Genomic DNA, 14,942 nt, shown 5'->3' with positions numbered 1-14,942 from the left:
TTTTAATTTAGTTTTTACCTAGTGAAAAGCCATCAAACAATCGACCTCCAAATGGCTCCAATGTTTTATCGACTAGATGGATTACTAGATTTTTGTCTCCGTTTTTATAAAACATATCAAACGCCTTGACAAATTGATCAGTGAACACCCCATCATAGTTTCTCAATGAACGAATCACCCATTTTGATGCACCAGTCCATTGTTTGTTAGTTCTTAGAACAAATTCGCTTACTAACTCAGCAAGTGTATTAGCTATAAATAATTCCTCAACTCGATTAGAGCAACCTATAAAATCATCTAATGCATCCGTAATAAAGTAACGTTTTGTATCTATTGTTTCTATTGACCATTCTTCAGGTCCCTTATTTAATTGATCCGTAGCTTCTTGTTTTATCGATGCAAGGATTTCATCATCTTTTATGACTATTCCTTCCGAGACCATTCTTTGCATAGATGGTCTCGCTAGTTCAAAATCCAATTTAAAAAAATGTTTATAAGAGGTTGGACTATGAACAAAGATCTCTATCGCCCAATCATATTTCACTAACGACTGTCTATAAGATGATGTAAGATGTTTATCAAATATCACGATATCAAGATCTGAGGTTTCTGTTGCCTCACCTCTAACAACACTACCTGCTAACAAAGCTCCTTGACAATCTCGAAAATAGTCATTGATAAATTGTTCTGCTGCCTTGATCGGGCTCAGCTTATTCAGTTCACTCATTACATTCACCTCTTCTTACACATCAAATTTTATGAATGCGCTCTCAATTCGAATTCTGATATAAGCTCCAAGAGCACCTGTGCATCCTCTTGAAACTGCTCGGGATCTTCATCCTGGACAAACTCTAATAGAAAATGCTGGTCTTCATGAGGATCTTTTAAGTGAAGATGATGCAAGTATTGTCTCCAGGCCCCCACTCCCTCTGCTAAAGGAAGCCTATCCTGTTCTTTCCAATAAAAAACATGAACATGCTTTAAGAATGGTTTTACTACTTGGATGTCTTTTACTCGTTCTGATACTTCTATACCAACAGCTGGTTGCCAATACAGCTTAACGTTATTATGATTAATATCCTCTACTAATTGTTTGGCACTTTCACTTGTATCGGTAAGTGTTCCACCATGATACTCAATATGTACAGCAATTTTTTGTGCTTGAGCTAGCTCAGCAATACGTTGAATGTCAGCTGTTACTTGTTGTCGATCTTTCTCAGATGCTTCTTCAGATCCCTTTATTCCCGCCCATATTCTAATAGATGGGGCTCCAAGCTGTTTAGCTGTTTTCAGAATCGTTTCAAACGAGTTGCCATTCTCCGTAGCTCCCGCACGATAATACGAACCGTAAGACAACACCTCTAGACCAGCTTCCTTCATCTCTTTAGCTACACATTCTGCTTGCTGGCTATCTCCAGGCTGAACATGTACATCAGCAGCCCATTCAATGCCATCTAAATTCGCCTGCTTTGTTCTCTTTATAATTGTATCAACTGACTCTTTTCGGAAGGTCACGGAACATACACCAGTTTTGATCAATTTGAACATCTCCTTTATCATAGATTAACAAAATTCAGATAGTATGGTCAGTTCATTTACTGTTTTTAAAATGGTCGCCTTCTATTCTTTTTTTCTTGTGTCTTTAAACTTTTTACATACTCACGTGCTATTTGATTTGAATGATCCAACGTAAGAAGTACCTGCGCAACTTGAGAAGCTTCTTCTTTCGCCACTACCTGATCAGGAACTTCACTTAAGAAAAGTAACATTTCCATGCCTGCTAAATCCTTACCATTCGTTAAATATAGGATTTTTCTCACATGGTAAAGTGCTGAAAAGTAGGCTCCTTCTATGTGGCATAGAGGAAGAATAAGCAATTCTACTGCCAAATGGTGAATCCTTACCTCTTCTTGTTTGATAAGTAAACTAGCAAGAAAAGTATAATAACTAAATGATGGTTGATCAAATGCACCCACAATCATTGTACTCGAAAACGTATCAAAGCTCATCTCACGATAAAGTAACTCAGCTGAATCATAATTGGCAGATAAAATAGATCTCTCCAGTTCAGTCATAAAGGCATCACTTCGTACGTCCACATTTGATGATATGTTCCTCTCATTAACAGCTTACCTTGATGAATAAGCGCTTTTATCCGATATTCGATAAATGTATCACTAGGTAATTGATCGAATTCACCTACCGCATGAGCAATTAATTTAATTGCTTTCATAAATTCTTCCTGATCATTTTCATGATGTAATAACCAAGCTATGTTTAAGATGTCTTCGTCCAGTGCATCTTCTGGTACATTCAACAATGAATTTTCTCTCCAGACTCTGAGTACATCTTCTGATTCAGATCTCCTCAGCCATTCATCTTCAAGTTTCTTCCTGATTTCTATAGCGATTGAATCTAATTTATGCTCTGCAAACATCATTCGCAGCTGCTCAGGCAATATTTCTGAGCTTATTTGTGGATAAAATTGCTCATCACGCATTTGCGGAAAAAGCTCGTGATAATAATCTGATGTATTTATACTTCTAACATTTGAAGTATGATTTTTTAATAGATACATGGCAAACAAATAACCAACCTGCTCCGTTGCATTATTTCCTGTCCAAATCATTACATCTGAACCTGCTGGAATTTGTTGAATATCGTTCTGAGTTTCATAAAACCTTGTGTAGCCCTGCTTATAGCTAGTACTATATCGCATTCGTTCCATCCATTTGTAACGTGCTATGACACCTGCTTTTTCATGAAGATTCCAAATCGGACCATAAGCAAAATAATCATCAAAAGCAATAAATGTATGATTTGCTCGACCTGCTCCTTTAAAACCGTATCTAAGACTTCCAGCAATGGTCTCTGTCATAGCAATATGGTAAGTATGACTAGTTGGTTGTGGCATGATGTTGTCTCCTTTTTTGATCATTTTAATTAGGAATGGTTCCATAACTCACCACATGAGTTAGTAGATTTGCTTCTCGAATCACTACAAGTCTTTCTTCCATACCATATGGTGATTTGCTTCTCCCCAATAATTATTCAAAACATAATTAGGAGCTCCAAATTTTTTTGTCCAAATGAGTTGTGATCGTCTATATCCACTGTCTAAACAATACCCGTGGAAATCATAATTATTTATGTCTTTGATTATAGATTCAATTAATTTAGACCCTATATGATTTCCTTGAAATGTGGGAAGAACGAATATAGTGCCAATCTCAGGGTATTTGGCCAGATCTTCATTTATTATATTTTGGATGAGTTCATTCGGTTTCCCATATTCTATCGTTCCGATGATTTTACCTTTTGCATTATCTATCGCAAGTAGAAATCGACGCTTTTCTTTGCAATTTTCTAAATCGCTTTTTAGATATTGAATTTTTGTTTTTAGTTCTTCTTGTTGATCATCAACAAGTTTGGAAAGGCCCTCTCTTGCAAACGTGTCTTTGATGACATCTTTAAAAAGATTATGAATCTCTTGTCTATCAGAGTTTAGCGGTCGCCTTATTTTAACTCTTTCCAAATTGAACCCTCACTTCTTTTCGGTAAATCCTAAGCTACCTTTTCTCCTGCAACCACCCTTCGTCTTCTCCTACTTACAAGCACAGCAGAGTATAGCACAGCCAAAATTCCAGCAAGCTGCCATACATCTAAGTAATCATTAAGAAATAGAACGCTTGAAATAACTGCTACAACTGGTTCAATCGTTGCAAGAATTGAGGCTTTACTTGCCTCAAGATGCTTAAGTCCCGTTGTATAAAATACATACCCACCCACTGTTGATACGAGTGCAAGTAGAATAGCCGGTACTAATACAGATGGACTCACGAATAGTGAGGCTTTTTCAGTAATAGGACTTGTAAGCAACATAAACACACTTGTATATAAAAAGGTATAAGTCGTGATCGTTAACGGTGAATACCGTTTTGTAATAGGTTTGGTGAAAATGCTATATAGAGCGTAGAAGAACCCTGAAAGAACACCCATTAAGATGACAGTACCTGGAATACTTGATGTTCCAGATGGCAATAGTTGTACAACAAACGCACAGCCCATTAGAGATAAGACAAGTGCTGCTATTTTATTCTTTGTTAGCAGCTCTTTAAAGAAAACTCGGGAAAGCAATGCCACAAACATCGGTCCAGTATATAAAAGAGTCACGGCGAGAGATAAATTTGAGCGGGCAAAGACTTCAAAGTAAAAATAATTAAAAAATGCAATGCTACAAATGCCTGAAGCGGCAAAGATCCAATGATCTCGTATTCTTGTTTTTAGATGAGATCTAAACCAAATAGACATGAAAATAATTAAAAAGACAAATGTAAAAATGCCTCGAATGGCCACTACTTCCCACGCAGTGAACCCCTCTTGATAAAGCGGATCAACGAAGAGACCAATTAGTCCCCAGCATGACGCACCTAAAATAGTATATATGTATGCTTTTAATGTAGACATAACTCCTCCTGCTTGAACAAGATCATGTAGATTACTCTAAATCTGGTCTTCTATCGTTTCGTTTCACTTCTGGCTCCATCGTTTCAATCTGATCTTCTATCGTTTCACTTTCAGCTCCATCGTTTCAATCTGGCCTTCTATCGTTTCACTTTCAGCTCTATCGTTTCAATCTGGCCTTCTATCGTTTCACTTTCAGCTCCATCGCTCCAATTCGGCCTTCTATCGTTTCACTTTCAGCTCCATCGTTTCAATCTGACCTTCTATCGTTTCACTTTCAGCTCCATCGCTCCAATTCGGACTTCTATCGCTTCACTTTCAGCTCTATCGCTCCAATTCGACCTTCTATCGTTTCACTCTAAACTATACAACAAAAAAAGGAACGAACACTACCTCTTCGTTCCACTTCAGTAAATGCCTCCGGCGGGATTCGAACCCGCACTCCTCTCGTAAGCATAGGCTAGGGGGAACACGCTTCCCTACGGACTTTCACCGGCTAGGAATTTCACCTGCCTCAGCTCATTTGCTTTTCGGTGCTTCTGAAACCCTTACCTTGCGACCCGGCTGCACAATTGTTTTCCGGCGCTCTTCCCTTCTAGAGCTACAGAGGCGTATACTAACTGTATAAATAATCTCAATCTTCATTTATATTACTACATTTTCCATTAAAGATCTTGATTTATTTCATTCATTTTTTTAGAATTCGAGGAGGAAGAAAATGAAACAGGCTTTAGTTATTATTGATGCACAGCAGGAATTAATTGATGGAAATCACGAGGAGTCACAAGTATTTAAGAAAAAACGATTACTCATGAATATTAACCTTGTGATTCAACAAGCAATAGATGCAGCTGATTTAATCGTTTTTGTGCGAGACAAAGAAGTAGCGAATGGTGAGGGCGCAGGGTTTCACGTTCATAAAGATATCCAATTACCTAATAAAAATGCAGTGTTCATCGATAAAGAAGCAACCAACTCTTTTTATAATACGAATTTACTATCTACTCTAAAGGAACATACCATTGATCATCTCGTTATAATGGGCTGTAAAACGGAGCATTGTATTGATACAGCTGTACGTACAGCAACTGTACACGGTTTTGATGTCACGCTGGTTGGAGATGGTCATTCTACACAGGACTCTGCGGTTCTAACAGCTGAACAGATCATTGCTCACCATAATGCAACACTTCATGGACACTATAATGTGGACCATTTTTCTGTTGTTCGACAAACAAACGATTCATTATTTAATCCTATTCATCATCAGTATCGTTGAATGTACTCTTCTTGTCTCATTCAAAAGATGTAGACCAAAACAATCGAATGACCGGTTCCATAGTAAAGTGGCAAACTTATAATGATGATATGAATCAAATAACGATTTGAGGAGATCATCATATGAAGATACAAACACTAACTTTATTAACCAATCATTTAAACGAAATGAAAAATTTTTATCATCATACATTAGATTTCGATTTGGTTCATGATGAAGCTCATTCTTTTTCTGTGCAAATAGGTGCATCCCTCCTAGTTTTTAAGAAAACGGAAGATCCCGTTGAGCCATTTTATCACTTTGCAATGAATATACCTCAAAATCTTATGAAAGAAGCAAAAGCTTGGCTCAACTCTATCATTACGCTCAACACCCATTATGGAGAGGATGAGGTATTTTTTGAAAACTGGAATGCACATGCTATTTATTTCACAGATCCAGCTGGTAATATTGTAGAACTTATTGCGAGACATGATGACCAAATTCCTGATGGTCACTTACCTTTTAACTCAAAGCTAATTATGAATATTAGTGAAATAGGAATCGTTACGAATCAAGTGCAACCTATGGTTCAGAAGATATTGAGTAAAGGTTTGAAAGAAGCTCGTCCTGGTAGCGAATATTTTGCTCCACTTGGAGATGTAGAAGGTCTTTTTATTGTAGTTAAGAACAAAAGAATATGGTTTTTTTCAGATAAACCAGCGGCTTTCTTTCCTGTACATGTGATAGTAGAAAATATTGGTCAGTTTACATTTTATCAAGTGAATGAAGTTTTATTTAAAGAGATATCTCAAATTTGAGATGTCTTTTTTAGTTTTTGAAATGTGTTGACCTTACTCAAAAATCCATCCACTTCCTTCAACCAGTATGTCTCCCCAATCATTCAACCGCCAATTTCATAGGATGTAGAGTAACAAAGTTTTATCGTAAAGGAGGGAAAGCTTTGATCTGGGATCATATTATGTTTGGTAAGCCAAATAATAAAAATGAAAAAGATAAGCATGACAAGGAAATGGACAAGAAAAAGTGTACGTGTGATAAGGAAAAAGAAGAGGACAAACATGAGGATAAAGATAAATGCGATAAGCATAAAGATGAAGACAGAGACAAAGATAAATGCGACAAACACAAGAAATGTAAAGAACGTGAAGAGGAAGAAGATTCTTGTGATAAATAATGATCATTCCACGATTTAAGTAGTAGAAGCTGCCCTGAAAGGACAGCTTCTTTTTTTACACCCAATTTTCACACTGATCTGCAAGAAATTGAAGTTTATTCATAAAAGTCGTTGCGTGGTACCCATCACACACTGCATGATGCGCTTGTATCGTAACTGGTAGAGTGAGCACACCATATTTCTCAATGTATTTACCTGCTGTGATAATAGGTAAAAGAAAATCATCCATTTGATTGATATTTAGGTTAAATGCTGTGAAGTGGCTCCAGGGCAGCATTGATATTGGAAAAGTATTCGGTGGCACAGGCATCTTTGGAAATAATTCTTCTGTTCCGTTCCACTTTTGGACATCTAGTTCATATTGTTTGTGAAACGTTGCAAAATCACTAGTAGTTTCTGTCCAAATACTTGAAAACATTTTTGATTCGTTATCAAAAATTGTATAACTAGGTATCATTTGCTCCCAATAGCCTAATTCTTTATTTTCATTAAAACACGTTCTAAAAACTTCATCACCATTCACAATCTGAGTTACCATATAAATAAAAGCTGGGTAGAACCTCATTCTTTTTTTCTTAAGTATTTGTAGAATTTTTTGAACATCAATATCACATGTCAAACTAAAACTAGTTTGTTGCTTTAGATAATGTGTAAAATACTGTTCGCGATTCCAAGCACTTCGATCTATTTTTATAAACTTCATCATAACCGCCTCCTAAAATAATTAATCTATTTTAGAAGGCCTGTTCATCTGATTTCTTCATATGTTTCACCCTTAATGTTTGTAAAGGGATTTATGTCCCTTACATCTAGTTTACATATAGCTGTAATCTAACGCAACGGTGAATACTCTCTGCTTTACATGAAGAAAAAGTATTGTGCAACAAATAGAATTATAGGTACTAAAATTGTCCCAATACTAACAAACATGGAAGCGCCAGATGAAGTGATCATACATTCAAAAGGATCTTTTGTTGGTGAAGCAAGATAATCAATAAATCTACTCCATATATCCCCATGGCATTGGACAACTCTCCCTTATCTCTTTACTCCTAATACAAACGAGAGCCCGAAAAGGTTCAATTAAATTTATTGTTTCAATCTATTTGGGTTGGGTGTTCATAAAAATATAACTTATTCCATCGTACCCTATTTAAGGATTTAATGTTTTTAGGAGGGAACCTTAAATGAAAAGGTATTTTTTTGCGGTCACTGCCTTGGCTTTGGCAGGTGGGTGCTCGACTGAAACGGATGACCTACAAATTGAAGATGCTCCTCAAGCCAATGACACTGAGGTTGAAGAAAGAGATCGCTTTATTGAATCAGCCCTAGATGAAGGGAAACAAGCTTTATCAAATGAAGAATACGCGGAAGCGATAGACCATTTTCAAATTGTATTGGATGCCGAACATTCAACTAATGAAGCACTTGACCTACTTGCTTTGGCACAATCTACCGACACTTTTACAGAGGCGATTGTAGAAGAGGATTGGCATACAGCTCTTGAGGAACGTTCAAATTTAGAGGACACCTCACATTACAATTTAATTGAAAGTAACGTTCAGGCAGACATGCAAAGGCTAGACGAGTATGAAAATCATGTTGATCAAATTGACGAGGAAATTGAAAACCTTTACTCGTTATACGATCCTGATGATTCCGAATCAATTCCAGATGACTCGTTTCTTGAACAGTCCACTGACGTTCTCACAATGCCTGATATAACCGATGAACAGGAACAAGAAGTTCAAGAGTTAATAAGTGCAGCTGAAGCACGTGAGGAAGAGATTGAAGAGGAGATCGAGGAAGTGGAAGAAGAAACGGAACAAGCTGAATCAGAGAATGAATCAGAAGAGGATGAGCGGAATGCTATTTCATTAGTGATGGACGAAGTTGACTATGACTCAGATGAGATGGTTATTCAATATATGTATAATGGACTAGATGACGACGGGTATCATCGTGTTCAAGTTGTAGAATCCGTGACGCCTGAAGGTGAGGATCAAGCGACCCATACCGCAACATTGGGTCATTATCTGGTTGATCTAGAAACGGATGAAGTGCATAGTGAATTTGATGATGATTAGTAAAAAGGGAAGCCCCTATTGGGCTTCCCTTTTTAGAAGATGAATCTTATACTGCAAGTCTTTTAACATATTGATAAATTAGTTCTAGCTTCTTAGAATGACCTTTATTGGGTGCCTCCATATTACCAAACTCAAAAAATTTCACTCTCTTAATTCCTACAAAACTAAAAAGTGCTTTTTTCATCAGTGCTTTATGGGCATTATTCAACAGTAATAATGGATAGTGTTTAGGACCTTTCATTGATGAAATACATACAACTGACTTTCCTTTCAGGAGACCTTCCGGTAGTATCTTCCCTATATCTTTGTATGCAAAATTTGAAGCAAACATCTGATCAATAAACCCTAATAGCATTGCAGGAGGACGTCCCCACCATATGGGGTAAATGAACATGATTTTGTCTGCCCATAGAAGCTGATGCCGATACGCTTCAAGATTAGGATCTCTATGCATATCCCTGCGCCTTTTCTTTTCATTAAAACGTAAAATAGGATCAAATTGCTCCTCATATAAATCAAGAACCTGAACACGATTAATGTTTGAATTTTCCTCCGCACCTTTAAGAACTTTCTCTAAGAAAGAGTAGGATAAGCTCTGGTGATTTGGATGGGTATATATAATTAATAGATTCATGACTCACCTCAATTAGTTATCATTTGATAACTAGATCATATATCACACCCCTTTTAGTTGTCAATTGATAATTGTTTTTTGATAATTATTTTGATACATTATTTTAGAGGTGATTTTTGTGAAAAGTACTCTATTTAAACGATTTATTACATTCACAGCATCCGTTCATGAAGTAACTCATGAACTAACGAAGGATGTTCGTAACCGTTCCCTTACACCAGTACAATATGGAATTATGGAATATGTATTCGTCTCCCAACCAGTGAACCCAAGCGAAATTAGTGATTGCCAACATATCTCCCTACCAAATACGAGCCGAGAACTTAAAAAATTACATGATATGAAGTTAATAAAAAAAGTGATGGATAATCAAGATGGTCGAAAGCACACGATTATTTTATCAGAGGAAGGCGATCGGCTGATGTCAGGAATATTTGCCGAGGTTGAGCTACTTTTTAATAATAGAATGGAACAAGCCTCCTCTGAGGATTTGGAGGAAATTGAAAAAGCTTTAAATGTGCTGGAGAAAAAGGTCTTTTATTAGATTTAGAGAGTAACGGTAATTCGTATACCAATCAGGGTATACTTTGAGTTGACTTTCTTTTTCTCCTATACAATTCTGATTCACCCCTTCTCTCCCATTGCTCAAAAAAACCTTCCGCTCAGATCTCACTGAACGGAAGGTTATATTAATCCTATTACTTATTTACCTAAACTCTTCTGAGCCTGTCCAACAAAGGCTGCAGCATGTTGCTCAAGCCCTGTCCAATCGCCCGCTTCGATCAAGTCTTTGCGTACAAGTGGTCCACCCGCTCCAACAGCCGTTGCACCGGCCTTAATGAACTCATCGATGGTATCAAGATTCACTCCACCAGTAGGCATGATTTGGATATGAGAAAGTGGTGCTTTCACAGCTTTGATAAACGCAGGCCCTAGTACATCTGATGGGAATGCTTTGACCATATCTGCTCCCCACTCAATTGCCTGCTGGGCTTCAGTCGGTGTGAAAATGCCCGGAATCATAATTTTACCGTGACGTTTTGCTGCACGAATGGTTGGTTCGTTTAAAATCGGAGCAAAGATAAACTCTGCCCCAGCTTGGATCGCTGCTACAGCTTGTTCTGCATCTAATACAGTACCTGCACCAATAACAACTTCCTCACCAAAATGAGTACGAAGCTCAGCAATTGCACCAAGCGCATCCTCAGAATCCATCGTTACTTCAAGTCCAGAAACCCCACCGTTTACCAATGCTTTTGCAATTGGTAGGATGTGTTCTCTTGGCTGCTTGCGAATAACAGCTACCACACCTGAACTAATTAATGTATCAAATCTACTCATCGTAAAACGCCTCCTGAATGGCCTTCTTTTTGTTCAATATATGTTAATACTTCACTTCGTGTAGGTAATCCTTCGATATCACCAGGTGAGCTTATGACAAGGGCTCCAACTGCTGCAGCGAAATGTACGGATTCCTCCAAGCTTTTTTTATCTAATAAACCAGATAAAACGCCGGCAGCAAAACCATCTCCTGCACCAATGGCGTCAACAATCTGTTTTACTTCAAAGCTTGGTACACGTCCTTGCGCCCCACCATTCTCAGCATAAAAGGAGTATTCTCCTCCATTTTTGATGACAACCTTTTGAACACCCTCTGCAAACAGAAGATCAGCGACCTCCGTCTCATCGCTTGTTCCATATAACCACTCAGCTTCATCAAGTCCTGGCATAACTAGGTCTGCTTTTGCAGCGATGTCACGAATCACTTGACGCGCTCCATCTTCACCAAGCTGACCCATTAATGTGTATCGTAGATTTGGATCAAAGGAAACGAGAACATTATGTGCTTTTGCCACTTCAATTGCCTTGAATATAGCTGTTCGACAAGACTCACTTAACAATGCGGTGATTCCCGTTAGATGAAGAATTTTAGTTTGAGCAATTTGCTCCTCATCTAAATCCGTTTCAGTAAAGAAACTAGCTGCCGAACCACTACGGTAATAAGCCACCCTTTGATCCCCTGGACGACGCATCTCCTTAAAGTACAAACCTGTAGGTGCACCTGAATACGATGTCACATGGTCAGTATTCACGCCTTCTCCTCTTATCTTTTGAATCAGAAATTCACCAAACTCGTCTTGTCCAACCTTACTCATCCATAATGATTGGTGTCCAAGCTTCGATAAACCAATGGCTACATTAGATTCTGCTCCACCAAATCGTTTGTTGAAGGTATTCACATATCGAAGTGGGCCGCTACTACCTGCTTCAAGCAGTACCATCGTTTCCCCAAATGTTACGACATCAGCACTCATCTTCTTATTGCTCCTCTCTATACACCTGAATAGGACATAAATCCGCCATCAACTGGCACAATGATACCTGTGACAAAACGAGAGCTTTCCGAATCAGCTAGCCATAATACGGTTCCAAGTAGATCCTCGGGTTTGCCGAAGCGACCTACTGGTGTATGCGCAATAATTTTCTCTGCACGTTCCGTTAAACTACCATCTGAATTCGTTAAGAGATTACGATTCTGTTCTGTCAAAAAGAAGCCTGGTGCAATGGCATTTACACGAATTCCTGATTGCGCAAAATGTACTGCTAACCATTGAGTGAAGTTATCAATACCAGCTTTTGCTGCACTATATGCAGGAACCTTTGTCATAGGTGATGGCGCACTCATAGATGATACATTAATAATAGCTGCACCTTCTTGATTGACCATTTGTTTTGCAAAGACTTGTGTCGGTAAAACGGTTCCAAGTAAATTCAGCTTAAAGACATGATCAAATCCAGTCATGGTCATATCAAAAAAACTTTTCACTTCAGGATCTGCGATATCATCGCTTGAGAACGTCTCCTTACTTGTAATAGCATCTGGATGATTGCCTCCAGCACCATTTATAAGAAGATGGCAAGGTCCGAGTTCTGCTAGAATCTTCTCACTTGCTGAAAGAACACTAGATTCATCTAACACATCGCAGGAAACAGCCAATGCTGTTCCCCCTTGCTCATGAATGTCAGCTTCAAGCTTTTTCCCTTTTTCAGCCGTTCTATTTAAAATCGCTACTTTCATTCCTTGCCTCGCAAGTTCTCTAGCCATCTCACTACACAAGACACCGCTCCCACCAGTGACAACAGCAACTTTTCCAGCTAATGATTTATGATTTGGTAACATGTGAGCCGCCTCCTTTTTTGACGTTCTCATATGCATCCCATAAGCCCCATAAGTGCATTATACCAAGAGCACGATCATATAAGCCATAGCCAGGTCGACATTCTTCATTCCAAATATGTCTTCCGTGATCTGGGCGTGCATATCCCTCAAATCCGTTTTCATGATATGCCTTTACAACATCAGCTATATCTACAGATCCATCTTGAGATCGGTGAGATGTTTCGATAAAGTCTCCGTTGTCGTAGATCTTCACATTACGAATATGCGCAAATGGGATACGATCGTGGAAACGACGGATGATTTTTGGTACATCATTTGCAGGATTTGCTCCTAGCGAACCACTACACAGCGTAACATTATGCGAAGGACTATCAGAAAGAGAAAGCAGTCTTTCAATATTCTTCTCGCTTGTGATAATACGTGGCAATCCGAAAACAGACCAAGGTGGATCGTCCGGGTGAATCGCCATTTTTATATCATGCTGTTCACAGATCGGTAGAATCTGTTCAAGGAAATACTGCAGATTGTCCCATAGCTGATCCTCTGACATCCCTTTATATGCTTCAAAAGACTTTTCAATTCCTGCAAGCCTCTCTGGCTCCCATCCAGGCATTGTAAAAGCAGAATTACTTGTTGTTTGACGAATCAATTCTTTCGGATCCATTGAATCTACTTTGCTCTTTTCATAGAATAATGCTGTAGATCCATCACCCATTTCTTTGAAAAGATCCGTTCTTGTCCAATCAAATACCGGCATGAAATTATAGCAAATGACCTTAACATTTACTTCTGCAAGATTAGCTATCGTTTGCTTATAATTCTCAATGTACTGTTCTCTTGAAGGAAGGCCTAACTTAATATCCTCATGTACATTTACACTTTCAACAACATCAAGATGAAATCCATACTCATCTGCTTGACGTTTGATCTCTTTAATCTTATCCACTGGCCAAACCTCTCCAGCAGGTAAGTCATGTAAAGCCCAAACCAGTCCTTCTACACCTGGAATCTGTTTGATTTGTTCTAATGTAACTGAATCATTATTTTCGCCGTACCATCTAAATGTCATTTTCATCCTGTATTCATCCTCTCTTTGTTATTAAAATGTTAGGACCACTTTACGAACCTTGTCAGGTTGTTGTTCTAGTAATTCAAAGGCATCATGAACGTCCGTTGCTTGAAAACGATGCGAAATCATTTCCTCAGGTTTTAGCTCTCCTTGATTCACTTTCTGTACAATTTCTTGAAATTTGTTCGCTTGCAGACGAGACCCTACAATGGTTAGTTCCTTTTTAGTGATTAGTAATGAAGCAATTGGTGATGGTGTTTCATTAAATCCAAGAGCAACAATGGAACCTGCAACAGAAGCTAAAGTCACTGCTTGAGCAAACGTATCTGCAGTCCCAACAGCATCAATCACTACATTCACCAGTTCGCCATTTGTTTCTCTCGCTATGACTTCTTCTACATCCTCATCACCAGCATTTACCACAAAGTCTGCACCAACACTTTGCGCATAGTCAAGTCTTGATTGATTAAAGTCAGAGATAAAGACCTTTGCACCTTTTTGTTTTGCCATAAGTAAGCAGCTTAATCCAGTAGGACCCGCTCCCATGATTAGAACTGTATCACCAGCTTCAACTCCGCCTCGTGAGGTTGCTTGAGCACCAATTGTTAATGGCTCAATGAGAGCGGCTGCTTCAAAGGAAATAGATGAATGAAGTTTATGCCATTTCTTTGCTGGTGCAACCATCCATTCGCGCATGCCACCATCTTGATGTACTCCGTATACTTCTAGCTTATCACATACATTTTGGCGGCCTTTTCTGCAGGCATAACAGCTTCCGCAAAAGGAGATAGGCTCAAGAGCAACCGTGTCTCCTATACTGAGGTCTGTTACTTCTTCACCAACTGCCATCACTTCTCCTGCCACTTCATGACCAATGACTCTTGGATAAACAGTGAATGGGTTACTCCCATGATAGATGTGCATATCTGACCCGCAGATACCAGCTGCTTTTACTTTTACTAATACATCCGTCGTATGGTTCAATTCGGGTTTGTTTCTTGTTTCTAAGACTAGCTTTCCTGGCTCTTGTACTGTAATGGCTTGCATTTAA

18 protein-coding genes are annotated in these 14,942 nt (G+C 38.5%); 5 read left to right on the top strand and 13 right to left on the bottom strand.

From position 1 onward, the window contains the following. Window positions 1-7 precede the first annotated feature (7 nt). The 6 genes from J2S05_RS02400 to J2S05_RS02375 form a co-directional block, all read right to left on the bottom strand. Window positions 8-709 carry a nucleotidyltransferase domain-containing protein gene (locus J2S05_RS02400; RefSeq protein ID WP_306981061.1) on the bottom strand — a complete coding sequence of 234 codons (702 nt, stop codon included), beginning with the start codon at window positions 707-709 and terminating at the stop codon, window positions 8-10. A 47-nt stretch (window positions 710-756) separates the two neighbouring features. Then, complete coding sequence (locus J2S05_RS02395) at window positions 757-1,539, bottom strand: sugar phosphate isomerase/epimerase family protein (protein ID WP_370873596.1); 783 nt, start codon at window positions 1,537-1,539, stop codon at window positions 757-759. A gap of 65 nt (window positions 1,540-1,604) precedes the next feature. Next, window positions 1,605-2,075, bottom strand: a complete 471-nt coding sequence (locus J2S05_RS02390; protein ID WP_306979540.1) for a hypothetical protein — start codon at window positions 2,073-2,075, stop codon at window positions 1,605-1,607. Continuing rightward, window positions 2,072-2,914 carry a DUF1835 domain-containing protein gene (locus tag J2S05_RS02385; protein WP_306979538.1) on the bottom strand — a complete coding sequence of 281 codons (843 nt, stop codon included), beginning with the start codon at window positions 2,912-2,914 and terminating at the stop codon, window positions 2,072-2,074. The genes J2S05_RS02390 and J2S05_RS02385 overlap by 4 nt, the downstream gene beginning before the upstream one ends. An 84-nt stretch (window positions 2,915-2,998) precedes the next feature. Continuing rightward, window positions 2,999-3,535: a GNAT family N-acetyltransferase gene (locus J2S05_RS02380; protein WP_306979536.1), complete on the bottom strand. Its 537-nt coding sequence runs from the start codon at window positions 3,533-3,535 to the stop codon at window positions 2,999-3,001. 29 nt (window positions 3,536-3,564) lie between these two features. Beyond that, window positions 3,565-4,467: a DMT family transporter gene (locus tag J2S05_RS02375; RefSeq protein WP_306979534.1), complete on the bottom strand. Its 903-nt coding sequence runs from the start codon at window positions 4,465-4,467 to the stop codon at window positions 3,565-3,567. A 715-nt stretch (window positions 4,468-5,182) separates the two neighbouring features. Between J2S05_RS02375 and J2S05_RS02370 the strand changes: the two genes are divergently transcribed. The 3 genes from J2S05_RS02370 (at window position 5,183) to J2S05_RS02360 (ending at window position 6,920) form a co-directional block, all read left to right on the top strand. Continuing rightward, complete coding sequence (locus J2S05_RS02370) at window positions 5,183-5,743, top strand: isochorismatase family protein (RefSeq protein ID WP_306979531.1); 561 nt, start codon at window positions 5,183-5,185, stop codon at window positions 5,741-5,743. 122 nt (window positions 5,744-5,865) lie between these two features. Then, the gene (locus J2S05_RS02365) at window positions 5,866-6,543 is read left to right on the top strand and encodes a VOC family protein (RefSeq protein WP_306979530.1); all 678 of its coding nucleotides are present in this window, start codon (window positions 5,866-5,868) and stop codon (window positions 6,541-6,543) included. A 143-nt stretch (window positions 6,544-6,686) separates the two neighbouring features. After that, window positions 6,687-6,920 carry a hypothetical protein gene (locus J2S05_RS02360; RefSeq protein WP_306979528.1) on the top strand — a complete coding sequence of 78 codons (234 nt, stop codon included), beginning with the start codon at window positions 6,687-6,689 and terminating at the stop codon, window positions 6,918-6,920. Between the two features lie 55 nt (window positions 6,921-6,975). Here J2S05_RS02360 and catA read toward each other — a convergent pair whose 3' ends face one another. Continuing rightward, window positions 6,976-7,623: a type A chloramphenicol O-acetyltransferase gene (catA, locus tag J2S05_RS02355; RefSeq protein WP_306981059.1), complete on the bottom strand. Its 648-nt coding sequence runs from the start codon at window positions 7,621-7,623 to the stop codon at window positions 6,976-6,978. A gap of 484 nt (window positions 7,624-8,107) precedes the next feature. On the opposite strand from catA, the gene J2S05_RS02350 reads away from it, so the two are divergent. Beyond that, window positions 8,108-9,007, top strand: coding sequence for a tetratricopeptide repeat protein (locus tag J2S05_RS02350; RefSeq protein ID WP_306979526.1), 900 nt, complete (start codon window positions 8,108-8,110; stop codon window positions 9,005-9,007). Window positions 9,008-9,053: 46 nt separating this feature from the next. On the opposite strand, the gene J2S05_RS02345 is transcribed toward J2S05_RS02350, so the two are convergent. Continuing rightward, window positions 9,054-9,641 (bottom strand): NAD(P)H-dependent oxidoreductase, encoded by a 588-nt coding sequence (locus J2S05_RS02345; RefSeq protein WP_306979525.1) that lies wholly within the window; start codon window positions 9,639-9,641, stop codon window positions 9,054-9,056. Window positions 9,642-9,759: 118 nt separating this feature from the next. Here J2S05_RS02345 and J2S05_RS02340 point away from each other — a divergent pair, with 118 nt between their 5' ends. Then, on the top strand, window positions 9,760-10,185 hold the full coding sequence (locus J2S05_RS02340; RefSeq protein ID WP_306979523.1) for a MarR family winged helix-turn-helix transcriptional regulator: 426 nt from the start codon (window positions 9,760-9,762) through the stop codon (window positions 10,183-10,185). Window positions 10,186-10,343: 158 nt separating this feature from the next. Here J2S05_RS02340 and J2S05_RS02335 read toward each other — a convergent pair whose 3' ends face one another. Genes J2S05_RS02335 through J2S05_RS02315 form a run of 5 tightly spaced genes read right to left on the bottom strand, consistent with a single transcriptional unit; the run spans window position 10,344 to window position 14,938 of the window. Then, window positions 10,344-10,982: a bifunctional 4-hydroxy-2-oxoglutarate aldolase/2-dehydro-3-deoxy-phosphogluconate aldolase gene (locus J2S05_RS02335; RefSeq protein ID WP_306979521.1), complete on the bottom strand. Its 639-nt coding sequence runs from the start codon at window positions 10,980-10,982 to the stop codon at window positions 10,344-10,346. Beyond that, window positions 10,979-11,956 (bottom strand): sugar kinase, encoded by a 978-nt coding sequence (locus tag J2S05_RS02330; RefSeq protein WP_306979519.1) that lies wholly within the window; start codon window positions 11,954-11,956, stop codon window positions 10,979-10,981. The genes J2S05_RS02335 and J2S05_RS02330 overlap by 4 nt, the downstream gene beginning before the upstream one ends. Before the next feature lie 17 nt (window positions 11,957-11,973). Beyond that, on the bottom strand, window positions 11,974-12,822 hold the full coding sequence (locus J2S05_RS02325) for an SDR family oxidoreductase (protein ID WP_306979517.1): 849 nt from the start codon (window positions 12,820-12,822) through the stop codon (window positions 11,974-11,976). Further along, window positions 12,806-13,897 carry a mannonate dehydratase gene (gene uxuA, locus J2S05_RS02320; RefSeq protein ID WP_306979516.1) on the bottom strand — a complete coding sequence of 364 codons (1,092 nt, stop codon included), beginning with the start codon at window positions 13,895-13,897 and terminating at the stop codon, window positions 12,806-12,808. Before uxuA ends, J2S05_RS02325 begins: the two co-directional genes overlap by 17 nt. Window positions 13,898-13,921: 24 nt before the next feature. Continuing rightward, complete coding sequence (locus tag J2S05_RS02315; RefSeq protein WP_306979514.1) at window positions 13,922-14,938, bottom strand: zinc-binding alcohol dehydrogenase family protein; 1,017 nt, start codon at window positions 14,936-14,938, stop codon at window positions 13,922-13,924. Window positions 14,939-14,942: the final 4 nt, after the last annotated feature.

The sequence above is a fragment of the Alkalicoccobacillus murimartini genome (assembly GCF_030813245.1).
GTDB classification, from domain to species: domain Bacteria; phylum Bacillota; class Bacilli; order Bacillales; family Bacillaceae_D; genus Alkalicoccobacillus; species Alkalicoccobacillus murimartini.
The sequence above is the reverse complement of the archived record's forward strand: the minus strand, read 5'-3'. Positions and strand labels throughout refer to the sequence as shown.